At 68.0% G+C, this 26,581-nt stretch carries 29 protein-coding genes; 7 read left to right on the plus strand and 22 right to left on the minus strand.

The genetic code is table 11. From position 1 onward, the window contains the following. Nucleotides 1-675, plus strand: a complete 675-nt coding sequence (locus R0232_RS41520) for a response regulator (protein ID WP_431513212.1) — start codon at nucleotides 1-3, stop codon at nucleotides 673-675. After that, the gene (locus R0232_RS41525) at nucleotides 672-2,027 is read left to right on the plus strand and encodes an ATP-binding protein (protein WP_431513213.1); all 1,356 of its coding nucleotides are present in this window, start codon (nucleotides 672-674) and stop codon (nucleotides 2,025-2,027) included. Before R0232_RS41520 ends, R0232_RS41525 begins: the two co-directional genes overlap by 4 nt. 22 nt (nucleotides 2,028-2,049) lie before the next feature. Here R0232_RS41525 and R0232_RS41530 read toward each other — a convergent pair whose 3' ends face one another. From R0232_RS41530 to R0232_RS41575, 10 genes are all read right to left on the minus strand, one after another. Further along, nucleotides 2,050-2,676, minus strand: coding sequence for a hypothetical protein (locus R0232_RS41530; protein ID WP_431514657.1), 627 nt, complete (start codon nucleotides 2,674-2,676; stop codon nucleotides 2,050-2,052). Nucleotides 2,677-2,759: 83 nt separating this feature from the next. Next, nucleotides 2,760-3,641, minus strand: coding sequence for an SDR family oxidoreductase (locus R0232_RS41535; RefSeq protein ID WP_431513214.1), 882 nt, complete (start codon nucleotides 3,639-3,641; stop codon nucleotides 2,760-2,762). Beyond that, nucleotides 3,638-4,327, minus strand: a complete 690-nt coding sequence (locus tag R0232_RS41540; protein WP_431513215.1) for a TenA family transcriptional regulator — start codon at nucleotides 4,325-4,327, stop codon at nucleotides 3,638-3,640. Before R0232_RS41540 ends, R0232_RS41535 begins: the two co-directional genes overlap by 4 nt. After that, nucleotides 4,324-5,793: an AMP-binding protein gene (locus tag R0232_RS41545; protein WP_431513216.1), complete on the minus strand. Its 1,470-nt coding sequence runs from the start codon at nucleotides 5,791-5,793 to the stop codon at nucleotides 4,324-4,326. The genes R0232_RS41540 and R0232_RS41545 overlap by 4 nt, the downstream gene beginning before the upstream one ends. After that, complete coding sequence (locus R0232_RS41550; RefSeq protein WP_431513217.1) at nucleotides 5,790-6,440, minus strand: thermostable hemolysin; 651 nt, start codon at nucleotides 6,438-6,440, stop codon at nucleotides 5,790-5,792. Before R0232_RS41550 ends, R0232_RS41545 begins: the two co-directional genes overlap by 4 nt. A gap of 151 nt (nucleotides 6,441-6,591) precedes the next feature. Then, complete coding sequence (locus tag R0232_RS41555; RefSeq protein WP_431513218.1) at nucleotides 6,592-6,897, minus strand: high-potential iron-sulfur protein; 306 nt, start codon at nucleotides 6,895-6,897, stop codon at nucleotides 6,592-6,594. Next, nucleotides 6,894-7,049, minus strand: a complete 156-nt coding sequence (locus tag R0232_RS41560; RefSeq protein WP_431513219.1) for a hypothetical protein — start codon at nucleotides 7,047-7,049, stop codon at nucleotides 6,894-6,896. Before R0232_RS41560 ends, R0232_RS41555 begins: the two co-directional genes overlap by 4 nt. A gap of 99 nt (nucleotides 7,050-7,148) precedes the next feature. Further along, nucleotides 7,149-7,640 (minus strand): NUDIX domain-containing protein, encoded by a 492-nt coding sequence (locus tag R0232_RS41565; protein WP_431513220.1) that lies wholly within the window; start codon nucleotides 7,638-7,640, stop codon nucleotides 7,149-7,151. Continuing rightward, nucleotides 7,637-8,764 carry a trypsin-like peptidase domain-containing protein gene (locus tag R0232_RS41570; protein WP_431513221.1) on the minus strand — a complete coding sequence of 376 codons (1,128 nt, stop codon included), beginning with the start codon at nucleotides 8,762-8,764 and terminating at the stop codon, nucleotides 7,637-7,639. Before R0232_RS41570 ends, R0232_RS41565 begins: the two co-directional genes overlap by 4 nt. A 303-nt stretch (nucleotides 8,765-9,067) precedes the next feature. Beyond that, nucleotides 9,068-9,490, minus strand: coding sequence for a universal stress protein (locus tag R0232_RS41575; protein ID WP_431513222.1), 423 nt, complete (start codon nucleotides 9,488-9,490; stop codon nucleotides 9,068-9,070). A 202-nt stretch (nucleotides 9,491-9,692) separates the two neighbouring features. Here R0232_RS41575 and R0232_RS41580 point away from each other — a divergent pair, with 202 nt between their 5' ends. The 3 genes from R0232_RS41580 to R0232_RS41590 are packed head-to-tail and all read left to right on the plus strand — an operon-like array spanning nucleotide 9,693 to nucleotide 12,166. Next, the gene (locus tag R0232_RS41580) at nucleotides 9,693-10,226 is read left to right on the plus strand and encodes a flavodoxin family protein (protein ID WP_057590476.1); all 534 of its coding nucleotides are present in this window, start codon (nucleotides 9,693-9,695) and stop codon (nucleotides 10,224-10,226) included. A 46-nt stretch (nucleotides 10,227-10,272) separates the two neighbouring features. After that, a complete protein-coding gene (locus tag R0232_RS41585; RefSeq protein ID WP_431513223.1) occupies nucleotides 10,273-11,733 on the plus strand; it encodes a trypsin-like peptidase domain-containing protein in 1,461 nt (486 codons plus the stop codon). A gap of 58 nt (nucleotides 11,734-11,791) precedes the next feature. After that, a complete protein-coding gene (locus R0232_RS41590) occupies nucleotides 11,792-12,166 on the plus strand; it encodes a TraR/DksA family transcriptional regulator (RefSeq protein WP_431513224.1) in 375 nt (124 codons plus the stop codon). Nucleotides 12,167-12,181: 15 nt separating this feature from the next. Here the strand turns inward: R0232_RS41590 and R0232_RS41595 are convergent, their stop codons facing one another. Next, on the minus strand, nucleotides 12,182-12,649 hold the full coding sequence (locus R0232_RS41595; protein ID WP_431513225.1) for a hypothetical protein: 468 nt from the start codon (nucleotides 12,647-12,649) through the stop codon (nucleotides 12,182-12,184). Nucleotides 12,650-12,808: 159 nt separating this feature from the next. On the opposite strand from R0232_RS41595, the gene R0232_RS41600 reads away from it, so the two are divergent. Further along, nucleotides 12,809-14,473, plus strand: coding sequence for a PHA/PHB synthase family protein (locus R0232_RS41600; RefSeq protein WP_431513226.1), 1,665 nt, complete (start codon nucleotides 12,809-12,811; stop codon nucleotides 14,471-14,473). 12 nt (nucleotides 14,474-14,485) lie between these two features. Here the strand turns inward: R0232_RS41600 and R0232_RS41605 are convergent, their stop codons facing one another. After that, entirely contained in the window at nucleotides 14,486-15,070 is a 585-nt protein-coding gene (locus R0232_RS41605; RefSeq protein WP_431513227.1) for a hemerythrin domain-containing protein, read from the minus strand. A gap of 168 nt (nucleotides 15,071-15,238) precedes the next feature. Here R0232_RS41605 and R0232_RS41610 point away from each other — a divergent pair, with 168 nt between their 5' ends. After that, nucleotides 15,239-15,745, plus strand: a complete 507-nt coding sequence (locus tag R0232_RS41610) for a universal stress protein (protein WP_431513228.1) — start codon at nucleotides 15,239-15,241, stop codon at nucleotides 15,743-15,745. A 5-nt stretch (nucleotides 15,746-15,750) separates the two neighbouring features. On the opposite strand, the gene R0232_RS41615 is transcribed toward R0232_RS41610, so the two are convergent. The 10 genes from R0232_RS41615 to R0232_RS41660 form a co-directional block, all read right to left on the minus strand. Continuing rightward, entirely contained in the window at nucleotides 15,751-17,280 is a 1,530-nt protein-coding gene (locus tag R0232_RS41615) for an AAA family ATPase (RefSeq protein ID WP_431513229.1), read from the minus strand. Between the two features lie 22 nt (nucleotides 17,281-17,302). Further along, entirely contained in the window at nucleotides 17,303-19,795 is a 2,493-nt protein-coding gene (locus R0232_RS41620; protein WP_431513230.1) for a cation-translocating P-type ATPase, read from the minus strand. 63 nt (nucleotides 19,796-19,858) lie between these two features. Beyond that, complete coding sequence (locus R0232_RS41625) at nucleotides 19,859-20,443, minus strand: exopolysaccharide biosynthesis protein (protein WP_431513231.1); 585 nt, start codon at nucleotides 20,441-20,443, stop codon at nucleotides 19,859-19,861. Between the two features lies 1 nt (nucleotide 20,444). Continuing rightward, complete coding sequence (locus tag R0232_RS41630) at nucleotides 20,445-21,287, minus strand: universal stress protein (protein ID WP_431513232.1); 843 nt, start codon at nucleotides 21,285-21,287, stop codon at nucleotides 20,445-20,447. 133 nt (nucleotides 21,288-21,420) lie between these two features. Next, the gene (locus R0232_RS41635; RefSeq protein WP_431513233.1) at nucleotides 21,421-22,788 is read right to left on the minus strand and encodes an FAD-binding oxidoreductase; all 1,368 of its coding nucleotides are present in this window, start codon (nucleotides 22,786-22,788) and stop codon (nucleotides 21,421-21,423) included. Then, nucleotides 22,772-23,971, minus strand: a complete 1,200-nt coding sequence (locus tag R0232_RS41640) for a class I SAM-dependent methyltransferase (RefSeq protein WP_431513234.1) — start codon at nucleotides 23,969-23,971, stop codon at nucleotides 22,772-22,774. The genes R0232_RS41635 and R0232_RS41640 overlap by 17 nt, the downstream gene beginning before the upstream one ends. A 52-nt stretch (nucleotides 23,972-24,023) precedes the next feature. Beyond that, on the minus strand, nucleotides 24,024-24,248 hold the full coding sequence (locus R0232_RS41645; RefSeq protein WP_431513235.1) for a hypothetical protein: 225 nt from the start codon (nucleotides 24,246-24,248) through the stop codon (nucleotides 24,024-24,026). Nucleotides 24,249-24,335: 87 nt separating this feature from the next. Then, on the minus strand, nucleotides 24,336-25,016 hold the full coding sequence (locus R0232_RS41650) for a PRC-barrel domain-containing protein (protein WP_431513236.1): 681 nt from the start codon (nucleotides 25,014-25,016) through the stop codon (nucleotides 24,336-24,338). Between the two features lie 14 nt (nucleotides 25,017-25,030). After that, nucleotides 25,031-25,411, minus strand: coding sequence for a hypothetical protein (locus R0232_RS41655; RefSeq protein ID WP_431513237.1), 381 nt, complete (start codon nucleotides 25,409-25,411; stop codon nucleotides 25,031-25,033). Between the two features lie 64 nt (nucleotides 25,412-25,475). Then, nucleotides 25,476-26,513 (minus strand): zinc-dependent alcohol dehydrogenase family protein, encoded by a 1,038-nt coding sequence (locus R0232_RS41660; protein WP_431513238.1) that lies wholly within the window; start codon nucleotides 26,511-26,513, stop codon nucleotides 25,476-25,478. Nucleotides 26,514-26,581 lie beyond the last annotated feature (68 nt).

The raw sequence follows: 26,581 nt of genomic DNA on the forward strand, positions 1-26,581 counted from the left end.
ATGCGCCTTCTGATCGTCGAAGACGACAACCTTCTTGGCGACGCTTTGGCCGCGGGCCTGCGGCAGCTCGGCCACGCGGTCGACTGGTTTGGCGACGGTGCCAAGGCCGATGCAGCCCTGAAGACCGCGCCATTCGATGCGGTCGTGCTGGACCTCGGCCTGCCCGGCGGCGACGGCATGGTCTGGCTGCGACGCTGGCGCGAACGCGGCGTGAAATGCCCGCTGCTCGTACTGACCGCGCGCGACGGCATCGAACAGCGCATCGAGGGCCTCGACGCCGGTGCCGACGACTACCTGGTCAAGCCCATCACCATCGACGAGCTCGCTGCGCGCCTGCGCGCACTGGTTCGTCGCACGGCCGGACAGGCGCAGGCCGTCTGGCAACACGGCGCACTCGAATACGACCCGGCCCACAAGCTCGTGCGCTGGAAGGGAGAACAGGTCGACCTCACCGGTCGCGAACTCGCGGTGCTCGAAGCCCTCCTGAGCCAATCGCAGCGCGTTCTCTCCAAGGCGTACCTGCAGGAAAAGCTCTATGACTGGAGCGGCGCCGAGCCGGAGAGCAATTCGTTGGAGGTGCATATCCACCATTTGCGCCGCAAGATCGATCCGGGCATCGTGCGCACCGTGCGCGGCGTGGGCTATGCCATCGGCTCCGGCGAGACTGGCCCATGAGCCTGCAGCGGCGGCTTCTTCTCTATTTGCTGGTCTGTGCGCCCCTGGTGTGGGGGGTGGCGCTCTATTTCTCGATCAGCCGGGCACGCCACGAGGTGAACGAGATGTTCGACACCGAGTTGATCCGGCTGGCGCGCCAGGTGCAGTCCACCCTGAGTCCGGCCTATCCCGGCACGACCGCCGTGCTGCCGCCCGAGCCCCGCGAAGGCGACAGGGATGCAGGCGATGCCGACGTGCGCGATCTCGCGGTAGCTGTCTGGAACAAGGAAGGCCGGCTGATGCTCGCGGACCGCGAAGGCGTACAGCTCCGGCGCCTGCCGCAGGCGAGCGGATTCGTCGAGCAGGCAGTCGATGGCCGGATCTGGCGAATCTACTATCTGCAATCTACTGATGGAAACTGGCTGGTCGCCGCTGGCCAAGGGGCCTATGAGCGTGACGAGTTGGTGTATGGACTGACTATCACGCAGGTCGTGCCCTGGCTGCTGGTGTTGCCGATCTTGCTCGCAGTGATGACCTGGGCGGTGCGCCGCGCACTTTCTCCCATGCGCCGGCTCACCACCGAGTTGCGCACACGCGATGCCTCCGACCTCCAGCCCGTGCCCGACGAGCGTGCCCCGGCCGAGCTCAAGCCCCTGCTCGGCGCCATGAATGGCTTGTTCGCCCGCATCGAGGAACTGCTGGTGCGCGAGCGCCGTTTCACCGCTGACGCAGCACATGAACTGCGGACACCGCTTGCCGTGCTGCGCGCCCAGTGGGATGTGGTGCGCGGCGCCACTAGCAGCGCCGAGCGCGAGCAGGCCGAGCAAAAACTCAGCACCGGCCTGGACCGGATGGCGCGGCTCGTGACGCAGATGCTTTCGCTGACGCGCGCCGAGTCGGGCGTGACGCCCGCCATGAAGACAGAGATCAACTGGCCCGCGATCGTCGAGCACGCCATGAGCGACTGCCTCGCACTCGCGGAACGCAGGCACATCGAGCTGGCCTGCGAATGGCCGCCACGCGGCCAACATCCGATGCCGCTGTTCGGCGACGAGCATCTGCTCACGGTGCTCCTGCGCAATCTGCTGGACAACGCGGTGCGCTACGCCCCCGTCGGCACCGGCGTGACGCTGCGCATCGGGCGCGAGCACCTGGAGCTCGAAAACGAAGGCCCGCCACTTCCGCCCGAGCAACTCGCGCGCATGGGCGAGCGCTTCTACCGTCCCGACGGCCAGGCCGAGCTCGGCAGCGGGCTCGGCGTGTCGATCGTGCGCCGCATCGCCCAGCTGCACGGACTGGAAGTGGTGTTCGGCACAGGCGCCGGCGACAGGGGCGTGAAGGTGGTGCTGCAATTCGACGCGGCGCACCGCTGACGGGGCGCCACGCCGCGCTCGGCTACTTCGCCTTGGCTTTCTCGAGCAGCACGCGGGCTTCCTCGCGCCGGCCGGCGTCCGAGATCTGCCGCCCCGCGCGCGCGGGCGCCTGCATGGCGCGTTCGAAGTAGGCCACCGCCTGCTCCGGCTGCTTGGTCTCAAGCAGGTACTCGCCATAGAAGAAGTTGGGATCGATGCCCTTCGGATTGAGCACGAGCGCCTTCTGCAACAGTTCCTTGGCCTTGGCCTTGTCGCCGAAGCCCACGGGCCAGCCGGGCACCTTGTAGTAGAGAACGCCAAGGCTGTTGTAGGCCGAGCCGTCGAGCACATCGCCGTTGATCGCAATGGCCGACTCGTAGAGCGCCTTGGCCTGCTTGACCAGTCCGAGCGCCCCGAGCCCCCCCTTCTCGCCTGCCCACGAGCTGACGATGATCCCTTCCCAGACCAACGGCTCCGCGCGGCCCGGCTGGCTCTCGCTGATCTTGCGGGCCTTCGCCGCGAGCGCTTCGAAGCGCTTCTCGCGCTCGGCCGCGGGTGTCTGGTAGCGGATCACTTCCCAGTCGTGCTGCAGTTCGGCGACCGCGTCGTCCACAGCGGCGGCACGCACGATCTGCGGCGATGCCACGGCCATCGTTGCAACCACAAACATGCCGATCAGCCATCTGCGGCGCATGCCGACATGAAGGGGCAAGGCGTTCGGGAGGGCGAGGTTCATGGGTCTTCCTTCGTATTTCACAGGGTGTGGTTCATCAGGGAATGGGAGTCGGTGGCCGGCCCTTCGCGCTCGTCGCCGCAGTCCAGCGCGAGCTTCGCCGGCCTTGCGACCGGCGGCAGGCTGCGCCGGTGCTTGGCGAAGGCGCCGTCCAGCAGCGTCGGGGCCAGGCCATTGAGGCGCACGGCCAGCCTCTCGGGAAATCCGAGGAAGCATTCGGCCTTGCCGCTCTCGAGCATCCGCAGCAGCGCGCGCGCCGCCACGTCAGGCGCATCCATCGCAGTGCCTGTCGCCTTGTTGTAGCCCTCGACCGCCCCGCTGTTGAAGCCGGTGCGCGTGCTGCGCGGCCCGAGGTACTGCACGCGGACGTCGGAATCGCCGAGTTCTCGGCGCAGCGATTCGGCAAAACCCCGCAGGCCGAACTTGCTTGCGCTGTAGACGCTGAAGCCCGGCAAGCCGAGCCGGCCGAGCACGGAGCCCACGAAGATGATCTGCGCTTGCGGCAGGCCGCGAAGATGCGGCAGCAGGGCCTGCGTCAACAGCATGGGCACGAATAGGTTCAGGTGCAGCACCTGCGCCATTTCATTGGCGTCCAGGGATTCGATGCGCCCGAAGCCCGGCACGCCCGCGTTGTGCACCAGCACATTGCAGCCCCATCCCGTCGCGACTTCGGCAATGCCGCTGAGGCTGGGGATGCGGGCAAGGTCGGCGGCATACCACTCCACGCACTGGCGCTGGACCCCGCAGTCGCGCACAAGGGCACGGGCCTGGGCCGAGAGCCGTGCGGGCGAACGCCCGACGAGCATCACCGACGCGCCGGCCTTCACCAGCATCCGGACGGCGGCATCGCCGATGCCGCCACCCGCTCCCGTGAACAGCACGCGGCTGGCCTCGACTTTCATGCGGCAGCTCCTGCTGCAGCGGCCTGGACAGCCGCGTTCGGCAGCGGCAGGCTGCGGAACACGTCGCCGTAGAGGCGAAAGAAGGCGCGCGCGGCATGCAGGATGTCGTCCTGGTCCTGCGGGTTCTCGATCCGGTCCATCAGCAACTCGAAATGCGCCGTGTGCTCTTGGTCGAGCGTGCCGTGCGATCGCAGATAGCTGAAGGCCGCGTCGGGCAATTGCAGCGGCTTCTGGATCTGATCAGCCGCCAGCAGCGCAAGCGAGACGCTGGTGCCTTCCAGCACATGCACCATGCCGAAGAAGCCCAACGGGTTGCGCCGCGCGATGGTGTCGTAGGCATAGGCCACCATCACCTCGGTGGCGTGACCGGGCGGGCCATTGCGCACGGCATCGGCGTCCCCGCCGCAGGCACGGATGTCGTTCAGAATCCACTCGTCGTGGCCCTGCTCTTCCTCAATGTATTCGTCCAGTGGACCCTGCAGCCAGAGATTGCGCTCCTGCAGTGCGGACTTGCAGGCACGCAGCAGCGGCACCGTGTGGCGCACGTGGTGATAGGCCTCGCGCAGGAATGCCAGGTAGCTGGGCAGCGAAACCTCACCGCGCAGGCATCCCTGGATGATGGGCGTGCCCAGCAGCCCCATGCGGGCATCGGCGGTCTGCGAAAGAAGTCGTGCGTGAAAGCTCATGAAAACTCCGGATCGGTGGATGAAGCCGCCGTCATGCCCAGGGCATCGGCGTGAAGTTGCAGCACGGCCACGCGCTGCGGCCGCCCGTTGGCTGTAGCGGTGCCGGCTTCGATCGAGAAAGCCGCGCGTCCGCGCACCCAGCTCCGTACGCGGGCATAGTCGGGAAGCGCCGCATTGGCCGTATCGACCGCGGCTTGCAAGGCCGCGTCGCTCGCATCGGGCCGCAGTGGCCAAAGCACCGCGCTCAGCGCGGGCTGGGCGTCGCCGAAGACCACCGCCTGCGCAATCGCGTTCTCGCTGCGCAGCGCGGTCTCAACCCATTCGGGCGAGACGTTGCGTCCGAAGGCGGTGATCAGCAGATGCTTCTTGCGCCCGTCGATGTGAAGGAACCCCTCGTCGTCGATGCGTCCGAGGTCCCCCGAGGGCCACCATGCCGGCGCCGCGGCGTCGCTCCCGAGGTAGCCGCCGAAGAGGCTGCCGGCCACCTCGATCTCGCCGTCGTGAGCGATGCGGATTCGTGCATGTGGCAGGGCGCGGCCGGCCGCACCGGGGCGGTCGCTGCCCGGCAAATTCAGCGTCTGCACCGAAGCGCCTTCAGACAGCCCGTAACCCTCGTACGCCGGTATGCCGAGCGCGCGGGCGCCGTGGATCAGCTTCACGCCCACCGCCGCGCCGCCGACTGCGACCAGCCGCAGCGAATCGGGCGCGCGCTGGCCGCTTTGCATCAGGTGGCCGGCCCAGGCGCGTAACATCTGCGGCAGCAAGATGATGCTGTTGGGCTGTTGTGCCACCACCACCTCGTGGAAGCGCGCCGCATCGAAGCTCGACGAACCGCTCAGCCCCAGGCTTTGCAGCGGCAGCGTGACGCAGGTCGCGCCCTTCAGCAGCGGCGCCATGACACCGGCAATGTTCTCCAGCAGCACCGCAAAGGGCAAGGCGCACAGGTGGCGCCGGATGTCCAGCGGTTCCATCGCCTGCACCAGGCCCAAAGCCACCCGCTGCATCGCGGCCTCGCTCAGGCACACCCCCTTGGGCGATCCGGTGGTGCCCGAGGTGAAGGTGATCTTGGCGGTGCCCGCCGGCATCGGGACCGGGCGGGCGGGAAGACGCAGCATCGCCAGCGGCTGGCCCGCGACCGCGCATTCGATGGCGGGCACCTGCGGCCAGCGCGCAGCGAGCGCGGGCTGCGTGAGCACCGTGTCCACGCCGGCCGCGCCCAGTGCATGGCCGATCTGCTCGGGCGTGAAAAACACGGGCAGCGGTACGTGCACCAGCCCCGCCTGCAATGCCGCGCGATCGGCGACCACCCAGGCGGGCGAGTTGTCCATCAGCGTGGCGACGACGCGGCAATCCACGGCGCGCAGGCGTTGCGCCAACCGGGCTGCTTCATGGTCCAGTTCTGCGAACGTCCAGCGGCGCTTGCCATCGTCGAGCGCCGCGGCGGACGAACTGATGCGGCCACTCATCGGACGACTTCCTGCGTGCCGGGCCGGCGTGCCATGTAGCGGCGCAGCGCGCGCTTCAGGTGCGTGGCCAGTACCACGGGCTGGTGGTCGTAGTAGCTTCCCCAGGGCGCGGCCTCCTCGCCCAATAATGCGGGGTCGGCAGCGCCAAGCGTGAGCGGCGCCACACCGAGCCGGACCAGCATCGGACGCAATTCCTGCGTTACCGTGCCGACCACCCACTCGAACCCCTCTGCAGCCAGATGCGGAGCCAGCACCTGGATCAGGCGCCGGCCTTCGCCGCCGCGGTTCGCCGCGAGATGGCCGACCTCAACAATCTCCGCACGCGTGGGGCGCGCATCGGCGTTCGCCGCCAGCATTGCTTCGACCGGCGACGGCAGGTAACGCTCGAGAAAAAGCGGCTCCTCTGCCGCGCTTCTGTAACCCGCGGCCGCAAGCAATTTGCCGCCCTCGCGCAGGCCGACCAGCACGGGCGCGAAATGCGGCACCTTCGCTGAGTAGCGGCGCGCGTAAACCTCGCTGATGAAATTTTCGACGTCGGCCCTGCGTGGATCACCGATGCCGTGCAACGTGAGCTCGGGCGCAAGGGCCTCGGGAACGCCGCCCGGCGATGAGACCGCGCTGTCGCGTGATGGCGATGACATGAACATGCACTTTCCTCGGGATGCCCGCGCGGAAGGCGGGCCGGTTCAGGAAAGCGGATGGTCGGCAAAGCGGATTAACGCCAGATTAAGAAGCCGGCAGGCTTCCTGACCAACAAGTCAGGCTGTCGGGGGATTCCACCGGCACGTGGCGCGGGTGCTACCCCTTCTTGGCCCAGGCACTGCACCACCCCTTCGCACTGACCTGCTTGCCGGCAAACAGGACGCAGTTGCCCTGCGCATCCGTCGGCTTGGACTGCCACAGCGCGCAGCCATTGCACCGCTGCGTGTGGTCGTGCTTCGGAAACTTCTTCGCGTCGACCTTCGCCGTATCGCCGACGTAGCTCAACGCCACGGCCTGCGGGTCTTTTTCGTCGAGTGTGGCTTGGGCCAGCGAGCGCGTGGCCGACAGGGCCGAGCTTGTCGCGACGAGCGTGATCATGAAAGTGCGGCGGCTTGTGTTCATCGTGGGTCTTCCGTTATGTGTGAGATCAAGGCCAGGCTGTCCGGCGCGTTGCCGCGTTCGTTCAGCCCAGCGAGCACGAGAACGCCCGTGGCCAGGAGGGTGGCAATGCTGAAACTCAGGAACTGGAGCGTTCCCTTCAACGTGATGTTCATGGCGCGGCCTCGTGAGGGGTTGTGAATCCATCGTTCTGGAGTGTTGGGATGGACTGCGGTCAGTCTTGAGCGCGAGGCCGTATGCGACCTTGCGCAGGATCAAGCCACGCGAGCGTTGCGCGGCGACGGCGCCGCATCGACCGGCCCGACCTCGTACAGCAACTGCCCGTGGATCGCAGGCAACGACATCGCCTGCGTGAGCACGGCAACGAGGCTGGGCGCACACAGTTGCGGCAGGTCGTCCGGCTGCGCCCAGCGGAATCCATTCATCTCGGGGCACCGCCGCCTGTGGCGGTCTGTGTAGAAGCTGGTGCATACGCAGCGTTTCGTGTCGAATGGAGTCACCAGAACGGTGAAGAGCCGCAAGTCTTTGTCCCTGCGGTACTCGAAAATTCCGATCTCCCTCAATTGCCCCGGCAAGAGCTGCAGCCCGAATTCTTCGAAGGCCTCGCGCACGGCGGTCTGTGCGCTCTGCTCCTGCGCTGCACCCTCGCCTTTCGGGATGTCCCAGTAGTGGCTCTCATTTGCATGGCCGAGCAGCAGGTTTCCCGCGGGATCGAACACCAGAACGCCGCAACTCACCGACTTCATGGCGATGGCCTCACGGAGGGCGTCAATGCCGCGCGCTTCGACACTCGGGGAGGAATCGCGACGTAGCTCCGGTTCGCGCCGCGCATGACCAGCAGCGCCACGGTGTCGCTCTCCGGAATGGCTCGGATCGCCGCATCGAAATCCGCCAGGCCGGCCACGCGCACGTCGTTGACCGCGATCAGCGCGTCGCCATAGCGCAGCCCTGCCCGCTGGGCCGACCCCGACACGCCCTGCACATAGAGGCCGGGGTCCTGCAGGCTGATGCCGAGCACGCCCTTGCGTTCCGTAAGCTCGAGTCCGAAGCGGACTTCATGCGCGTCCGCACGCGCAACGAGCTTGGGCGGCATGTCCGGCGCGCTCTGAATCACGCCCACCTGCACCGTCAACGGCGCCCTGTGGCGCCAGATACGCAGGGCCAGCCGGCTGCCCTGGGTGGCGCTGGCCACACGCTCCTGGATCTCGGCATAGGGCATCGCCGCTGCGGCGGCGCCGACAGCCAGCACCACATCGCCACTGCGAAGGCCCGCGGTCTCGGCCGGACTGTCCGCATCGACGCGCACCACCAGCGCGCCCAGGCCGGCATCCAGGCCGAAAGCCGGCGCCAGGTCGGCCGTCAGCGGCTGGGTACGCGCGCCAATGTGGCCGCGCGTCACCCGCCCCGTTGCGCGAAGTTCGTCCGCCACCCGCATCGCGGTATCGATGGGCAGGCTGAACGACACGCCGAAGTACCCGCCGCTGGCGGAATAGATCATCGAGTTCATGCCCACCACGTTCCCCCGCTCGTCGAACAGCGGGCCGCCCGAGTTGCCGGGATTGAGCGCGACATCGGTCTGGATCAGCGGCACGCCGTTGCCGCCCGGCATGTAGCGCGGATTGGCGCTCACGACGCCGGCGGTCACGCTGCGTTCGAAGCCGAACGGCGCGCCCATTGCCGCAACCCATTCGCCTGGACAGAGTTCGCCGCTCTGTCCGACGGCCACCACCGGCAGATTGGATGCCGCAATCCGCAACAGCGCGACGTCGGTGCGGCGGTCGATGCCCACCACCTCCGCGTCGAAGCGACGCTGATCCGCCGTGACGACGGAGACCGCCTGCGCCCCCGTCACCGCATGCGCGCTGGTCAAGATGTACCCATCGGGATCGAAGACGAACCCAGATGCGAAACCACGCCCCACGCCTTGCCCCCAACGCGTCGGCGGTGGCATCTCGCCAGCGGCTGCCCATTCGTTGCCCGCGCCTGCGACTGTGATGCTCACAACCGCAGGAGACTGCCGTGCTGCTGCCGCCACGAAGTCAGTGCCCTGTGAGGCCGACGGCGCACGGTCTAGGCACGAGCGCGTCTGCGACCAGGCCCCCATACCGGCCGTCATCGCGAGTGCGCCCGCGACTGCGCCGATGGTCCTTCGCGCCAGGGTGCCGGCGTTCATTCAGCGCACCAGCAGCACCGGCACCGTGCACGCGGCCAGCACCTTGGTGGCGACCGACCCCAGTACCAAATTCGCCAGTGCGCCGTGGCCGCGCGATCCCATCACCAGGAGATCGAACTGTTCCTTCTGGGCGAACGATGCAATCTCTTCAGCAGGATGGCCGATGCGGTGCTCGAAGCGCGCCTCGATGCCGTGCTCGGTCAGCAAGGCTCGGACCGGTTCGAGCACCACGCGCGCATCGTCCTCGTAGTAACCATGCACAAGGTCCGGCCCGGCAAAGGCCGCGGCACGGTGCGGCACCGGCAGCACCGCATAGAAGACAGTGAATGCATGGCCAGCGCTCACCCATTCCTGGTGGGCGAGCAGGTAGGACAGCATGCGATTCGTGTAATTGCTGCCATCGACGGCGAGCAGGATTTTCATGGTGGCTCCTTTGCCGGGGACGCTCCCCGATGCACGAATAATCGTTGTGCGGCCCGGGGCCTGCCTTGCGCCACATCAAGAAAACCGGGGTTGCGCAGCGCGCCTGCGCAACGGCGTGCGTTCTTGATTCAGCGCAAGGTCACGCTGCCCTTGGCTGCCTACATTGGTTGCCCGTGAATGAAACCGAGAGACAGAGGCAGCCATGAACAACGTCCTGGTCATCGTCTATTCCTACACCGGCACGTCCCGCCGGGTCGCCGAACTTCTCTGCAGCCAGCAGGGCTGGCCCATGGCCCAGATCACCGATGCGCGGCCGCGCAGCGGTGCCCTGGGCAGTTGGCGATGCATGCTCGACTCGTTCTTCCGGCGGCAACCCGCCATCGGCTACGACGGCTCACCGCCCAGCGACTTCGATGCGGTGGTGTTGGTGTCGCCGATCTGGATGCTGCAACTGGCCGGCCCCATGCGCAGCTTCGTCGCGCGCCAACGCGACCGCCTGCCCGATGTCGCGGTCCTCTCGGTCATGGGCGGCCAAGGCGCCCCGAATGCGGTGGCCGAGATCGGCAAACTTCTTGGCCGCTCCCCGGTCCTGAGCTCCGCCGTCACCATGCGCGAAGTCGATGACGGCAGCTGTGCGGCCCGGCTGCAGGCCTTCGGCACCGCCATCGCCAACGCCAACGCCGAGGATTCACACGCCGTGGTACGGCCTGTCACGCTGTCGCCGCAGTCGATCTGAAGACCGGATTCGAAGCGACGTGACGGCCTTCTCTTCCACGTGCGCCATGAACCGCGCCATCCGCTTCGTCTGCACGCTTGTTGCCGGCGTTTCGCTGCTGGGCGCCTGTGCGGCGGCGGCGCCGACACCTGCAGACCAGGCCATGGCAGCGCCGGTTGCGGTCGAGCGCGCCGGGGCTGCCGCGCCCGGTTTCTCGTCGCTGGTCGCCAGCCGCAGCACCTCGGTGGTCGACATCAGCACGCTGCGCATCGGGCGCGACGAAAGCCTGGAGAGCATCGAACTCGAAATCGCCCCCGAACACGACTTCGCCGACCGGTTGGCCTGGCCGCTGCCGGCCAGCGCCCGGATCAGCCAGATCCGCGATCTCGCCTCGGGCGTGATCATCGACAGCAACGGGCTGATCCTCACGAACGCCCACGTGGTCACCCACATCGACGAGGCCCAGGTGCGACTGGACGACGGGCGCCGCTTCACGGCACGCGTGGTGGGTGTCGACAAGCGCACCGACGTTGGCCTCCTGAAAATCGATGCCACCGCGTTGCCTGTGGCTGTCATCGGCGACTCATCGACACTCGGCCCCGGCGACTGGGTGGCCGCGATCAGCTCGCCCTTCGGCTTTCATGGCAGCGTGACAGCCGGTGTTGTCAGCGCGGTCGGTCGCGTCTTGGCTGGCGCCGGCGACATTCCCTTCATACAGACCGATGTCGCGATCAACCCCGGCAGCTCGGGCAGCCCGCTCTTCAACAGCCGCGGTGAGGTGATGGGCATTAATTCCATGATCTACAGCGGCAGTGGCGGGTACATGGGGTTGTCCTTCGCGGTGCCGATCAACCTGGCGATGCAGATCGCCGGGCAACTGCGCGAGCACGGCGCCGTGCGCCGGGCCTACCTGGGCGCCGAGTTCCAGGAGGTGACCCCGGCCCTGGCCCAATCCTTCGAATTGCCGTCGGCAACCGGCGCGCTGGTCGTGCGCGTCGAGGCGGACAGCCCGGCACAGGCCGCGGGCCTGGCGCAGGGCGATGCGGTGCTGTCGCTGGACGGCAAGCCGCTTGCGCACTTTGCCGATCTTCCCCAGCAGATCGCGCAACGGCAGCCCGGCAGCCGCATGCAGCTGGAGGTCTGGCGACACGGCGCCCACCGCATGCTCCAGGTGTCGTTGAGGGCGCAGTCCGCGCCGCCCCAGAGCAGCTTCACGGCGGCCGCGCCCGAATGGAACGACGGACTGGGCTTGAGCCTGGGCGAGCTTTCGCCCGTGCAGCGCCTGCAACTGCGCGTCGACAGCGGCCTGCTGGTGCGCGAGGCCTCTGGCCCCGCGCGCAGCGAAGGCATCCGCGCGGGCGACGTCGTGGTGGCCCTGAACACGGTGAAGCTCTATCGCATGGACGATTTCAGGCAAAGCCTGGCGCAGGTGTCGCCTGGAAAGACGGTCGCCCTGCTTGTGATGCGCGATCACCGGTTCGCCTACGTGGCGGTGCGCCTGCCGGCCTCGCCCCGCAAACGCTCCTGAACGCAAGACCGTCACCCCCGAATACCCATTTCATCCATACATCGCAAAGGACATCGCCATGAGACATCTGGACACCACCGACCGCCGCGCACTGCGTCTTCAGCTGGACACGATGAGGCGCCAGGTGCTCGACGAACTCCGCGCCTCGGCGCCTTCGGCCGAAGCGGCGCTGGCCGAGAACGACCATGAAGTGAAGTCCCATGCCGATGAAGCCGAAGCGGAGCGCGCCGGCGACGTGCACATGGCCGAAGTGGAGATCGATCGCGCCAGGCTCGAGGAGATCGAGCAGGCGATCGCGCGCCTGGCGAGCGGACGCTACGGCATCTGCGAAGACTGCGCCAACGAGATCCCGCGCGCACGGCTCCTGGCCCGGCCCACCGCCATCCGTTGCACGGCCTGCCAGACGGCGGCGGAAGCGCGCCGCCGGCACTGAACCGGCAACGCTGCATCAATTGCCCTTGCCGCGGAGGTCGGCGTTCTCCTTCCTCTTCTTCGACTTTCCGTCCTTTTTTGCCTTGCGCGATGCCTTGCCTTCTTCATCCCCGACCTGCTGGTGGTCCACGGTATGCAGCAAGGCCTTCTTGACATTTCCGGTCGCGGCCTCGTCGCGCGCATAGCTCACGACCCGGTACACCGAGCGGGCGGCCGCGCCGCTGCCCATGTTGCAGATCACCGTGTCGTTGCCGCTCTCGCTCTCGAATTCGGGCGCCTGGTCTTCGAGCCAGTCGTGGTTCTCGATGGTCGTCTCGATGCGGCATTCGCGCGGCACCACGATGCCCAGCTTACGCAGGAATTCGCGCGGCCTTCCCAGGTAGGTCCTGAATTCGGCGGGTGTGCATTGCCAGAAATGCGCGTTGAAGGGTTCGGCCCGGATCACCTTGGACCGGGCGGAGAAATCGACGATGTGGGTCGGCATGTTGAACTCCAGTGGGTTGCAAAAGAGGCGGCTCCCACAGCGTATGCACATCGAGTGGCAGGACCTTGATGCCGCGCAAGGCCGACTGCGCGTGAGCCCGCAGACTCGGATGCGCGGCACCCGAAGACCAGATGCCGCGACTCTCCAGCAAGGACCCAAGTGAACGCAGAGCACAACGAACTCGATCGATCCCTCCACGCGGCCTGGGGCCGGCTCGTCGGTGGCATGTCGCCGGCGGCATGGATGCTTGCCTGGTCCGACTGGGTGCTCCATTTCGCCACGCAGCCCGGGCGCAATGTGCAGATCGCACTGCATCAGGCTCCGCCGCCCGCGCGGCTGCGGGCACACGATTCCCGGCTCGGCGCGGACGAATGGACGGCGTGGCCCTTCAGCATGTACCGCGAGGCCTTCGAAACCACCGGACACCGGCTGCTCGAGATGGTGCGCGGCGTTCCAGGCGTCGATCGGCATCACGAGCAATTGGTGGCGTTCATGGTGCGGCAATGGCTGGAAATGGTCTCGCCCGCCAACATCTTCGCGACCAATCCGCAGGTGCTGCAAAGAACCGCGGCCACCTGCGGCGTCAACCTGGCCACCGGCGCTGCCCTGGGGGTGGAAGACTTCGCTCGCGGGGCCCTAGGACTGCCGCCTGCCGGTACCGAGGCGTTCAGGCCCGGACATGAGGTCGCCACCACGCCGGGCAAGGTGATCCTGCGCAACGAACTCATCGAGCTCATCCAGTACGCACCGACCACGCCGACGGTGCACGCCGAGCCGGTGCTCATCGTGAGCGCGTGGATCATGAAGTACTACGTGCTCGATCTTTCGCCGCACAACTCGCTCATTCGCTACCTGGTCGATCAGGGCCACGCGGTGTTCGCGGTCTCCTGGAAGAATCCCGGCGCCGCCGACGCGCAGCTCGGCATGGACGACTACCTGCGGCTGGGCATTCGCGCCAGCCTCGATGCCATTGAAGCCGTGCTGCACGGGCGCCGCGTGCACGCCGTCGGGTATTGTCTTGGCGGGACCCTGATGGCGATTGCCGCGGCAGCCATGGCGCGCGACCACGACGACCGCCTGGCTTCGCTCACGCTGCTGGCCGCGCAGACCGACTTCACCGAACCCGGGGAGATCGGCCTGTTCATCGACGAAAGCCAATTGGCGTTCCTGGAGGACCTCATGGCGCACGAGGGATTCCTGGGGGCGCAGCAGATGGCAGCCGCCTTCCAGGCGCTGCGTCCTGGCGACCTGATCTGGGGGCCGATGGTTCGAACGTGGCTCCTCGGAGAGCGTGCGCCCATGACCGACCTGATGGCGTGGAATGCCGACGGCACGCGCATGCCCTATCGCATGCACGCGGACTACCTGCGCAGCCTCTTCCTCGACAACGCTTTGGCAGAAGGCCACTACCTGGTCGACGGAAAGCCGGTTTCGCTGAAAGACATCGACGTGCCGGTTTTCCTGCTCGGCACCAGCACCGACCACGTGGCGCCCTGGCGCTCGGTCTACAAGTTCAACCTGCTGAGCGATACCGAGGTGACCTTCGTGCTCGCCACGGGAGGCCACAACGCAGGCATCGTGAGCGAGCCCGGCCATGCGCACCGCAGCTACCGCGTGCTTCGGCGCGCAGGAAACGGCGCCTATGTGCCACCGGACAGTTTCCTCGGCGTGTCTCGCGACATCGAAGGTTCGTGGTGGCCGTGCCTGCAGCAATGGCTAGCCGCGCGGTCGGGCCCGAGACGCCGTCCACCGGCGATAGGCGCGCCGCATCGCGGCCTGCCTCCCTTGTGCAGTGCACCCGGCAGCTACGTACTGGCGCGCTGAACAGGCGCTGGCCTAAAGGGCCGGCCCCAGACCGATGGGAGCGGGCACGACGTTGACGATGCGCGTGAAGAGCGCGTTGTATTCGAAGTCCGCCACGTGCCCGGTCATCGGGTCGCGGTTCTGCGCGAAGGCTTCGTCCAGATCGCGCCAGTCGTCACCGGTCAGCACCCGTTCAGCCAGCGGCAGGATCTCGCGCTCCTCCAGCGCCATGTGGTTCAGGTAGAAGTCGACGTACTCGCCGACCGTCCGCTCGAAGGCTTCGCGCCGCGATTCGCCGAGCATCTCGAACGCAAGCAGCGCGTGCTCGACGTCGCGGATCCTGCGCTCGCCGCGGGCGTGATCGCTGTCGAGCTTGTCCAGCAGGTCGCGCGAGATCGGCGTCTTCGCGCGCAGCTTGGGAAACAGCAGCTCGGTCTCCTTGCGGTGATGGCGCTTCTCGGGAAACTCGTCGACATAGAAAAGCATGGCGCGCAGCGTCGCGAAATCGGGCAAGCTCCCCTTCTTTCGGTGCTGCTCGAGCAGCAGGACGATGGAGCGCAGCATGGCGGCGAGCGCGGCGTGCTCCTGGCGAATGATGCGGACGGTGGCGTGGGTCACGGGGTCTTCCTTTGGCATGCCTGAAGGGTCGCGCTTTCGCCTTGTGCGGGCTTGCGCCAGATCAAGCCGTACACCCACCGGGCGGGCACACCGCTTGATCGATGTCAAGCCGCACAGCGCCCCTGTCCGGATACTGGCTCCATCCCATTCACACACCGGAGTCATGCCATGTACCAGCGAATCCTTGTTCCCATCGACGGCAGTTCCACATCCAGCCGCGGCCTGGCCGAAGCCATCCAGCTGGCGAAGCTCACCGGCGGGCGCCTGCGCCTGGTGCACGTAATCGACGAGCTGTCGTTCGCGCTCGCCATGGACGCCTACTCGGGCTATGCCGGCAATTGGCTCGAAGAACTTCGCGCCAATGCCACGAAGCTGCTGGAGACCGCGCGGGCCAAGGCGGCCGGGGAAGGCATCGAGGCCGACACGGTATTGATCGACCGCTTCAAGGGCGCGGTGCACGACCAGGTCATCGCCGAAGCGCAAGCCTCGAATGCCGAGCTGATCGTGATCGGCACCCACGGCCGTCGTGGCATCGGCCGCTGGGTGATGGGCAGCAGTGCGGAGCACATCCTGCGCATGGCGCCCGTGCCGGTGTTACTGGTGCGAGCACCCGAGGAGGCGCGAACCGAGCACGAGCGGTTCACGCTGCCCAGCGGAGAGGTCGCCATCCAGTGATGGGTTCACGGGCCTGGGGCCGCGGCGCGCCAGCGCGCCGCGACCCGGGCGATGTTCACCGGCCCTTGCGTGGAGACCTCGATGGCCAGGCCGCGCTCGTCGGCCTCCAGCGGATCGTGGCTTGCCAGTTGGCGCTCGAGCACCGCCAGCCCTGCTTCCGAGGCATCCGTGCCCGCGGCATCCCGCGCGGCCACGCGGCGGCGCAGCGTTTCCGACTCGGCGCGGCAATCCAGGATCGTGAAGGGCATGCGCAACTCGGCGGCCAGCGCGCGGAAGCGCTGCCGCTCGGCAATGCGCAGGAACGCCGCATCCACGATCACCGGGTAGCCCGCAAGCAGCGCGTCGCGTGCGCAGGCCTGCAGCCGCTCGAATGTCCTGCGGGTCGCTTCCGCGTCATAGATGTCGAGCCCGAGGCCGGCGGAGCGCGCCAGCGGACCGAGGCCATGCAGCCGCTTGCGCTCTACATCCGAGCGCAGGCGAACAGCGCCCGCCGCGCACAGCAGTTGCGAGGCGACGCTGGATTTTCCGGCGCCGGAGAAACCGTGCGTGATCATCAGGCGCGCGTCGCCCCGGGATTGCTGCGCGAGCTGCGCCGCGCACGCCAGGTAGTCGGGCCGCACCGCCGCCTGCGGGCCTCGCGGTCCCAGGCCGGAGGCCATGACGCGCACAAGCGCCCGGTACACCTCGTAGAAGCGCCACACTCGCAGGCCCGCGCAGTCACCGCTGTTCTGCAGCCATGCGTCCAGGAAGCGGAACGCTAGGTCGGAGCGGCCATGGGCCTTCAGGTCCATAGTGAGAAAGGCGACGTCGTTCATCACGTCGATCCAGCGCAGCGCCGGGTCGAACTCGATGCAGTCGAAGGGCGTGAGCGCGCCGTCCACCAGGACCACGTTGGCCATGTGCAGGTCGCCATGGCATTCGCGCACGGCGCCGTCCTGCTGGCGGACGATCCAGGCCGCGCGCAGCACCTGCCCCTGCTCCCGCACCCATGCGTCTACCGCGTCGAGACGGATGTCACTGCCCTGCACCCGCAATGCGGCGAGCACGTCCGTCGCGGCGCGAACGACCCGCTCCGGGCTGCCGAAATCGGACAGCGGCGTCGCGCGCTCCGCGCTCCCGTGCAAGACCGCGAGCCGTTGCGCGAAGCCGTCGAGCTGCACGGGTTCGAGCCGGCCTGTCTCGAGCAGGTCGAGCAGCAGCGACGAGGCCGGAAACCGCCGCATCCGCACCACATGGTCGATCGGAGTGCCATCTCCGCCGATGCGCGGTGCCTCGCGCGTGCCGCAGACCGGTGCCACGTCGATGTAGAGCGAGGGAGCAAAGCGCCGGTTGAGGCGCAGCTCCTCCTCGCAAAAATGCTTGCGAGCCTCTACGCTGCCGAAATCCAGGAACGGCAGACGCACCGGCTTCTTGAGCTTGAAGGCGAGCGTCTGCGTGAGCAGGACCCAGGAGATGTGCGTCTCGACCAGCGCGACCGGCTGCCCGGTCTCCAGCCGGAGCGCTTCGCGCAATGCATCGACCAGGGTGGTGTCCATGTCTATGTGTCGCGCTCCCGGTTCACTGATTTCGTGAAGCCGCGAAAAGGCGCCACAGCGCCCAGCCCGCGGGCAGCACCACCCACAGCGCCCACGGCGATGGTGCGCTCGGCAGGCCGAAAAAGCGACCCACGCCCGGCACCGCCGTGAGCAGGCCCCAGACCACGCACACCCCGATCAGCAGCGCATAGAACACCGTGTTGGTGTGCGCAAGCCGTAAGCCCGCGCCGCGGAACCACAGAAGCAGCAGCAGGTTGCCCAGCACGATCGAGCCGAGGCTCGCCATGCGCAATTCCTCCTGCGTGGCATCCAGCGCGCGGCAAGCCCACTGCACCGCCACCACGCCGGCGAAGACCAGCGCGCCCATCGCGAACGCGCGCGCTGCCGAGGCCGGCGAGAACAGCGCCTCGTCGCGCGGCCGCGGCGGCACCGTCATGCTGTCGTCCGGCGCCCGCTCGGCCTCGAACACCAGCGAGCAGGCCGGATCGATCAGCAGCTCGAGCAGCACCACATGCAGCGGCAGCAGCAGCACCGGCCCGCCCATCACCACCGGGATCAGCGCCACGCCGACGATCGGCACATGCACCGCGAAGAGATACCCCAGCGCCTTGCGCAGGTTAGTGAAGATGCGCCGTCCCGCGCGCACCGCCTCCACGAGCGAGGCGAAGTTGTCGTCCAGCAGGACCAGCGAGGCGGCTTCGCGCGCGACGTCGGTGCCGCGCCGGCCCATCGCGACGCCGATGTCGGCCGCCTTGAGCGCGGGGGCGTCGTTCACGCCGTCGCCGGTCATCGCCACGATGTCGCCCTGCTGCTGGAGCGCCCGCACGATGCGCAGTTTCTGAGCGGGGTCGACCCGCGCGAACACCTGCACCTCGCGCACGCAGCGGCGCAGCGCCTCGTCGTCCATCGCGGCCAGCGCCTTGCCGCTCAGGACCTGGGCGTCGCCGCCGTCGACGAGTCCCGCCTGCCGCGCGATCGACCGGGCCGTCAGCGCCGCGTCGCCGGTGATCATCACCACGCGCACGCCCGCGCGCCGGCACTCCTCGATGACACGGGGCACCTCCTCGCGCAAGGGGTCCATGAAGCCGAGCAGGCCCAGGGGCGACAGGCGCAGCCCGTCGGGCAACGCGGCGTCGTCGCCCGTCTGCCCGGCGTGCCCCTCGGCCGCCGCGAGCACACGGAGGCCGGCCACGCTCCAGCGGTCGGCGGTCTCTCGCAACAGTTGCATGCGCGCAGGGTCGGCATCGCACAGGGCCAGCACGGCCTCCGCGGCGCCCTTGACCGCCACCGTCCGGCCGGACTCGCCGGCCACATGCCACCAGTGCACGACATAGGGCGAGCCGTCGCGGATGCCCCGGCGCGGGCCGGGTGTCCATCCCGCATCTCCGCCGTCCAGGCCGGCGACTTGCGCGGCGACCCGCACCGCATGGTCCATCGGCTCGACACCGCCCGTGCTGCTCGCGCGCAGCGCGCCCCGCAACAGGCCTTGAAAGCGCGACGTCAACGCCTGCGCGCCCGGCGTGCATTCCGTCTCGCCGTCATGCAGCATCGCCAGCGCCATGCGGTTGTGCGTGAGCGTTCCGGTCTTGTCCACGCACAGGACCGTGGTCGTGCCCAGCGCCTCGATGGCCTGCGGCTGGCGGGTCAGCACATTCGACTTCGCGAGCCGCCAGCTGCCCAGCGCGAGCATCACGCTCCAGACGACGGCGAACTCCTCGGGAATCAACGACATCGCCAGAGTCAGCCCGACCAGCAGGCCCTGCGTCCACGCGCCTTCGCGCAGCGCGAACACGGTCGCCGCGACGACGCAGGTGAAGGCGGCAAGCCATGCGACACGACCGACCAGCCGGCGCAGCTCGTCCTGAAGCCGGCTCGCGCGGGGCGCGAACTGCGCGATGGCGCGATGAATGGCGCCCAGCGCGGTGTGCGCGCCGGTGGCGGTCACCTCGGCCACGCCGTCGCCGCGCACCACCAGGCTGCCCGCGTAGAGCCGACGGCTGTCGGCCTCGTCGTCATCGCCGGCACCGCCTGCCTGCTTGCCCTGCGGCACCGACTCGCCGGTGCAAAGCGACTCGTCGACCTGCAGCCCGACCGCTTCGAGAAGCCGCGCATCGGCGGACAGCCGGTCGCCCTCGTTCACCAGCAGGCGGTCGCCGCGCACCAGTTCACGGCTCGCGATGCGCAGCACGCGGCCCCCGCGCACGACGGTGCAGCGGGGACTGGAGAGATCCTTCAGCGCTTCGAGCACGCGTTCGGTGCGTTGCTCCTGGTAGATCGACAGCCCGCCCACCATCAGCACCGAAGCCGCGAGCATGCCGGCATCGCCCAGGTCGCCAAGCAGCGCATACAGCGCGGCGGTCGCCAGCAGCAGCAGGAACATCGGCTGCGTCAGCGCGTTCCAGGCGATGCGCACCACTCCCTTGCGGGACACGGAAGGCAGCACGTTCGGACCGTCGCTGCGAAGGCGCTGTGCTGCTTCTTCGTCGGTCAGGCCTGCGGGCGGGTTGTCGGGCACGGTGGGCTCCTCATTGGCGTGGGCCGAGCGTGCCACCGCTGGCCGAGCCAGCCTTGACTTCCGTCAAAGCAGCGTCCAAAGGCCCCACAGCACGCTGCCCGCCAATGCCAGCGAGGCGATGCCCGCGGCAAAACCCAGCACCACCGCCAGCCCATCGCCCCGCAACCCGCCGAACGACAGCAGGCTCAGCGTCATGCCGATCGGGATGTTGACCAGCGGCAGCGGGAGCACCAGCAGCAACGCCAGCACGCAGCCCAGGCCGCCGGCCAGGCGCATGGCCAGCGGCCCGGCGAACGCATGCAGTCTCGGGCGGCTGACGCCGTGGCGCCATGCAGCCAGCCCCTCCAGCCGGGCCATAGCGGCTTCCAGATGCATGCGCGAGATCGACAAGCCTGCCAGCCATTGCGGCACCCAAGCGGGGCGACCCAGGAGTTGTTGCGCGGTAAACAGCAGCAGCGGCGCGCCAAGCACGCTCGACATGCCCGGCAGGGAGGGCAGCGCATTGGGCAGCGCGAAGAACAGGATTGCAGCGGCGAGGCCGCCCTCGCCTGCCGCGGCTACGATGTCGCCGACACGCACGCGCGCCTGGCCTTCGTCGCGCGCGAGACGGCTCAGGTTTTCCACCCAGGCGTCGGCGCGGGCCGCCACCTCAGTGCGCCATCAGGACCGGCACGGTCATCTGCGCGAGGACCTGCCGCGTCACACCGCCCAGCACGCGCTCGCGCAGACGCGAATGGCCGTAGCCCCCCATCACGAGCAGGTCGGCGCCAAGGTCCGAGATCCGCGACAGCAACGCATCGGCAAAGCCGATCTCGGTCACCTGCGTCTCGGCGCGCGCTTGCACGCCATGCCGTAGGAGGTACTGGCACATGTCCGGCACCAGGAGCTGCTGCGCGTTGTCCTCATCGCGCGGGTGGCGCATCGATACGAGCGTGACATGTCCGGAGCGATGCAGCGCCGGCAGTGCCGCCTGCATGGCCATGGCGGCTTCGCGCGAGCCGTCCCAGGCCACGACGATGTTTTTGGGCATCTTGTCGAAAGTGCCGGCCGAGGGCACAACCAGCACCGGCCGGCCCACTTCCATCAGCACGCGCTCGGCGAGTGCGCGGACGATGGTGTCCCGCTTGTTGGCGTCGTCGTCCTGCCCGAGTACCACGAGGTCGCTCGCATGGCCGTAGCGCACCACGGCGTCCACCGTGGCGCCGTCGACCAGTCGCATCTCGTAGGACATGGGCCCCAAAGCGGCGATGTCTTCCCTGAACTCCCGCGAGATGCACTCGGCGCGCCGGCGCAGGTAGTCGGCCGACTCCGCGATGTAATCGGTCATGCCGGTGGCGATGGCGTCTGCCGGAATCACGCCGTCGTACAGGCCCGTGGGAACCAGCCCGACCAGGTGGCTTTCGTGGGCGCGCGACCACCGAGCCGCCATCGCGGCGCGCACGGGGCTGCGGTCCGAATGGTCCAGGTGAACGAGGATGGTTTTGAAATTCATGGAAGGCCTCGCGAGGTGATGCGCCGCGTCCCGGCGCAGGAAAAACGATGTCGGGTGCATGGTCGGCCACCGGGCGCATGCGAGTGTTGACGGCGATCAAACCAGCACCAGGTCGGCGTCGGGCCACATCGGGTCAGCGCCCGAGCACGCACTTGTCGTACAGGTGCGGCGCGCGGCCTTCGGGGTCGTAGCGCTGCTTGAGCCCGGCGTAGACGTCCGCCCCGTAGGCGCGGTCGAACTCCTCGCGCGTGAAGAAGCTGTCCGAATAGAGCGACTTGATGCCGCCCAGGCGCAGCACCTCCTGCTCGACCAGCCGGTTGAAATGCCCGGCCTCGTGCGCCTCACGGCGCTCGACCACATCCCAGAAGCCGAAGTTCACGTACAGCGTGCCGGCCTCGAGCGGGTACAGCGCAAAGTGCGCGTGCGGGTCGGGCACCCGAAGCGGACAGATCCAGACCGGCAGGATGCCGATCTCGCGCAGCAGGAATTCGAGAAAGTCCGGTGCCGCGCGCAGCGGGATGTCCACGTCCTGGATCACCGACTCGGTGTGTAGCCCGCGGCATTCGGCCAGGCGCCTGGTCACGCCCCAGCGGGCGTTCAGACGCATGAGCCGCGTGTAGGTGCGGGAGTTCAGGTGCCCGCGGCCCAACAGCCGGCGCACCAGCCGGTTCTGCGCGCCGAAGTTGCGCGAGCACCAGAACCAGTCCGTGTCCCAGCGCCACAGGTAGTCGTGCGTACGCAGGTAGTCGACCGGCATCTCCAGCAGCGAGCGGTAGTAGATGCGCTCGAACTCGTAGTTGCTCAGCCAAGGGGCGGCATGCGCGAAGCGCCCGATGTTCAGCACCAGCGAGCCGAGCCCGAACACCACGCCATCGACGAAATCGGCATCGCCCTCGCAGGCCTCGGCCAGCGCCGCGAAGAAGTCCGCGGGCTTGTCGAATCCGATGTGTTCCACCCGCACGCAGGGCAGCACCGGTAGCGTGCGCAGCACCAGCCGCAGCGCGTAGCCGAGCGAGCCGTAGGAGTTGGGAAAGCCGAAGAACAGGTCGCGGTGTTCGTTGTCGGGCGTGCAATGCACGATGTGCCCGTCCGGCAGCAGGACATCGAGCTCGCGCATCGAATGGTGGACCAGGCCCTGGCGCATCGATGTCGCCTCGATGCCCACGCCCGCCACCGCGCCCCCCGCCGTGATGGTCTTGAGCTGCGGCACCACCGCCGGCATCATGCCGTGCTGCAGCGTGGCGGCCACCAGGGTCTCGTAGGTCGCCATGCCCTCGACCTCGACGGTGTTGTACGAGGCGTCGATGCCGATGACGTGGTCGAAATCCCCGAGGTCGAGGTGGCGCCTCGGGCCGCCCTTGCCATCGCGGTCGCGGAACAGGTTGGACGTCCGCTTGGCCAGCGCGATCGGCGCCGCCGGCGCCGCGCCGTCCCCCTGCAGCGCTGCCAGGAGGCGGCGCCTGCGCGCCGCATGGGCCTGCGCCTCAAGGCTCGGGTGCATACAGGTGCCCCCGGCCCATCGGGTAGCTGTCCGGCGTCACATTGCCCTTGCTGAAAACGATCTGGAACAGGTGCGTGTAGCCCGCCGGCGAGCGGAACATCTCGGCGCAGCCGATCAGGTAGGTGCGCCAGATGCGGCGGAAGCGCTCGTCGAAACGCTGCGGGTCGCGTGCCTGGATCGCGGGCCAATGCTTCTCGAAGCGCTCGGCCCAGGCGTCGAGCGTGGGCGCGTAATGGCGACGCAGGTTCTCGACGTCCACCACCTCCAGGCCGCTGCGCTCCATCTCCACGATCACATCGGCCAGGCTGGGAATCCAGCCGCCGGGAAACACGTGCTTGCGGATGAACAGCTCCGTCTCGAAGCGACCCACATGGCCGATGAAGTGCAGAACGCCGAGCCCGCCGGGCTTGAGGAACTGCGCGTGCGCGCGGATCACCTCGGGCAACTGGTCGCGGCCGGCATGCTCCAGCGTGCCGATGGAGACGACCTTGTCGTAGCACTGGTCGACGTCGCGGAAGTCGGCTTCGCGCACCTGCAGCGAGGCTTCCAGCCCGCGCCGCTCGATCTCCTCGCGCAGCCACTCGACCTGCTCGGTGGTGGTGTTGAGGCCTACGCCCGTCGCACCAATCTTCTCGTGCGCACGGAACATGAAACCGCCGAAGCCACAGCCGATGTCGATGAACCGGTCTTCGGGTTTCAGCAGAATCTTGCGGCACACGTGGTCGATCTTGTGGCGCTGCGCCTCTTCCAGGCTGCGGGTTCCCTCGGGCCAGTAGCCGCAGGTGTACATCATCAGCGGATCGTCCAGCCACGGCCGGTAGAAGCCGGTGCCCAGCGCGTAATGCGCGCGTGCGTTGGCCTTGGCGTGGGCTGGGTCGCGGTTGGAGTGGCGCAGCTCGTGCAGGCTGTTCTCGATGCCGTTGAGCGCGCCGGCCTGCTGGTCGAAGCCGGCGGCCATGCCGGCCGCCAGGGCGGCGCCGAAATCGCCCTGGACATCGACCTCCTGATTGAAGTAGGCCTCCATCAACCCGATGTGGCCGCGTGTCGCGGTGGAGAACAACGCTGCGTCGGTATGGAACACGATGGTGAAGACGGGCAAGCCTTCACCGACCGGAATACGGCTGCCGTCGGGCAGGACGACGGCAAAGCACGTCGCGGCGCGCTGGCCGATGCCGTCGAGCATGGTGCGAAGAGGAAGGGACAGCATCATGGCGCGCATCCGTTCTCGCTCACGCCTAGCCGTCCAGCGGCACGCCGCCGCCGAAACGGCAGATCCACTCGTCCATGAGCTCATGCTGCACCGCCCCGATGGCGCGCTGCCATGCGGCCATCGCTTCCCACTGCTGGCGCTGCGCCAACCACAGGTTCTTGCAGATGGCCGTCTGCCAGTCCAGTACGGGCTGAAGGTAGCCGTCGGCGGCGGTGGTTGCCGGAGGCGTCGAAGAGGTGTCGCTGCGCATGTGAGGTCTCTCCAGGAGGTAGGCATCGATCCTAGGAACGCGCTGGCCGAATCGCTTGACGCACATCAAGCCGCACGCTGTTCCCGCTCAGGTCGATGCATTGCGGATCGCGCTTCGCAGTCGCGCCGAGGCCCGGCCGACCTCGGCCTCCACGGCCTGCCATTGCGCGGCGCCGGCCGTGTCCATCTCGGTCACCTTGTCCTCCACCGCCTGCTGGCCCTGCTGCAGCGCGAGGATCTGCCGGTCGATCCGCGCCTTGGTTCCTGCGCTGCTTTGCGCGGACCTGCGCTCGAGTTGGGCGATGGCCTGCCGCGCACGGTCGACATCCTGCTGCGCACGCTCGACGACTGAACTCTGCGTACGGGTGATAGGCGCATGAACGAACGCAGGCTGCATGGCCAGCATCTGTCGGGTGGCATCGGGCAGCACGAGGCGGGCGCCGTGCACCTGCAACTGCGCGGCGGGAACGGCGACCAGGTGCCCGGCCCCTCGCAATGTGCCGCCAGTGTCGACGATCACGAAGCTCACGCGCTTGTCGTTGCCTACGATCAGGTCGAGCACCTTGCCCAGCCGCTCGCCCGATGCGTTGTACAGGGGCCGGCCCAGAATGCTCTGCTTCACGCTCCAGCCCATGACCGCCTGCTCGGTTTCGGTCGTCGCCGTGCCCAGCCGCGTGGCACCGGCCACCTGGGCGTCCGCCGGTCGGCCCCCCGCCAACGCGAGCGCAAGCGCTGCGGCGAGCATGGCGATCTGTGAAGTCGTCTTCACGGACAAGCCCTCACTCAACCGGCCTTCATGGGTGTCGCCATGCCGGCGTGCACCAAAAAATAGCGGCGCGCCATCGCGACCAGCTCATTGGTGCTCATGTGGCCCACCGTCTCCCAGCCGACGATGCGCAGCGCCACTTCGGCGCGATGCTTCTCCACGTAGTGGCGAAAGTCAGCCAGCGCCGCGTGCGAGCCGACGACCAGCACTTCGGCGATGCCCTTCGTCGCATCGCACACCTCGCCGAAGAACTCGTGCTCGCTGCGCACGTTGCTGCCGTGCTGGCGCGTGCAATGAACATGTTCCCTGACCTGTTGCGCAAGAACCTGTGCGGCATCGAACTGAAGGACTTGCGCGGTGTGGTGATCGACCCGGACGATGGCGTGAAAAAGAGGCATGGAGAAACCCGTTGAAAGAATGGGAAGGGAGAGAGAAGAAAAAGATCCAGTGACCGCGCGGCGCCTACGCCTCGATGATCACTTTGAGCGCATGCGTCTCGGCCGCGCGCCCGAAGGTGTCGTAGGCGTCCATCACCTGGTCGAGCGTGAACCGGTGCGTGATCAGCCGGGCCGGATCCACCTTGCGGGAAGCCACTGTCTTGAGCAGCATCGGCGTGGACACCGTGTCGACCAGCCGCGTGGTGATCGCGATGTTCTGCGACCACAGCCGCTCCAGTTGAAGCTCGGCCGGATGCCCGTGAACACCGATGTTCGCGATGGTGCCGCCGGGCGCCACGATGTCCTGGCACAGCACGAAGGTGGCCGGTATGCCCACGGCCTCGATCGACACATCGACGCCGCGGCCGCCCGTGAGCGCGAGCACTGCCTCGGCCGCCTTGCCGCCGGTGCTGTTGATCGTGTGCGTCGCGCCGAAGCGGCGTGCCACGTCCAGCCGCCCGTCGTCCAGGTCGATGAGGATGATCTGCGAGGGCGAATAGAACTGCGCCGTGAGCAGCGTGGCAAGACCGATAGGCCCTGCCCCCACGATGGCCACCGTGCTGCCGGGTGCGACCTTGCCGTTGAGCACACCGCATTCGAAACCGGTGGGCAGGATGTCGCTGAGCATCACCAGCGCCTCTTCGTCCGCGCCCACGGGAATCGGATAGAGGCTGGTGTCCGCATGCGGAATTCGCACGTACTCGGCCTGCGTGCCGTCGATGGTGTTGCCCAGGATCCAGCCGCCGGTGGCGCAGTGCGAATACATGCCGCGGCGGCAATGCTCGCACTTGCCGCACGACGAAATGCACGAGATCAGCACATGGTCGCCCGCATGGAACGCGGTCACGCCGGCGCCCACGGTCTCGATCACGCCCACACCCTCGTGCCCGAGGATGCGGCCCGGCGTGCAGGTCGGCACATCGCCCTTGAGGATGTGCAGGTCGGTGCCGCAGATGGTGGTCTTGAGGATCCGCACGATTGCATCGCCCGGCGCCTGCAACTCGGGCTTGGGATGCTCCTGGAGCGATTTGAGGCCGGGGCCTTGGTAGATGAGTGCTTTCATGCCGCCACGTTAGGGGTCCGCGTCCGCTCGCCCTTTGAGATAGCGCAAGGAATGCGCGCGTGGCCCTT

It is taken from the genome of Variovorax sp. DAIF25, assembly GCF_050711835.1.
Lineage (GTDB): Bacteria > Pseudomonadota > Gammaproteobacteria > Burkholderiales > Burkholderiaceae_C > Variovorax.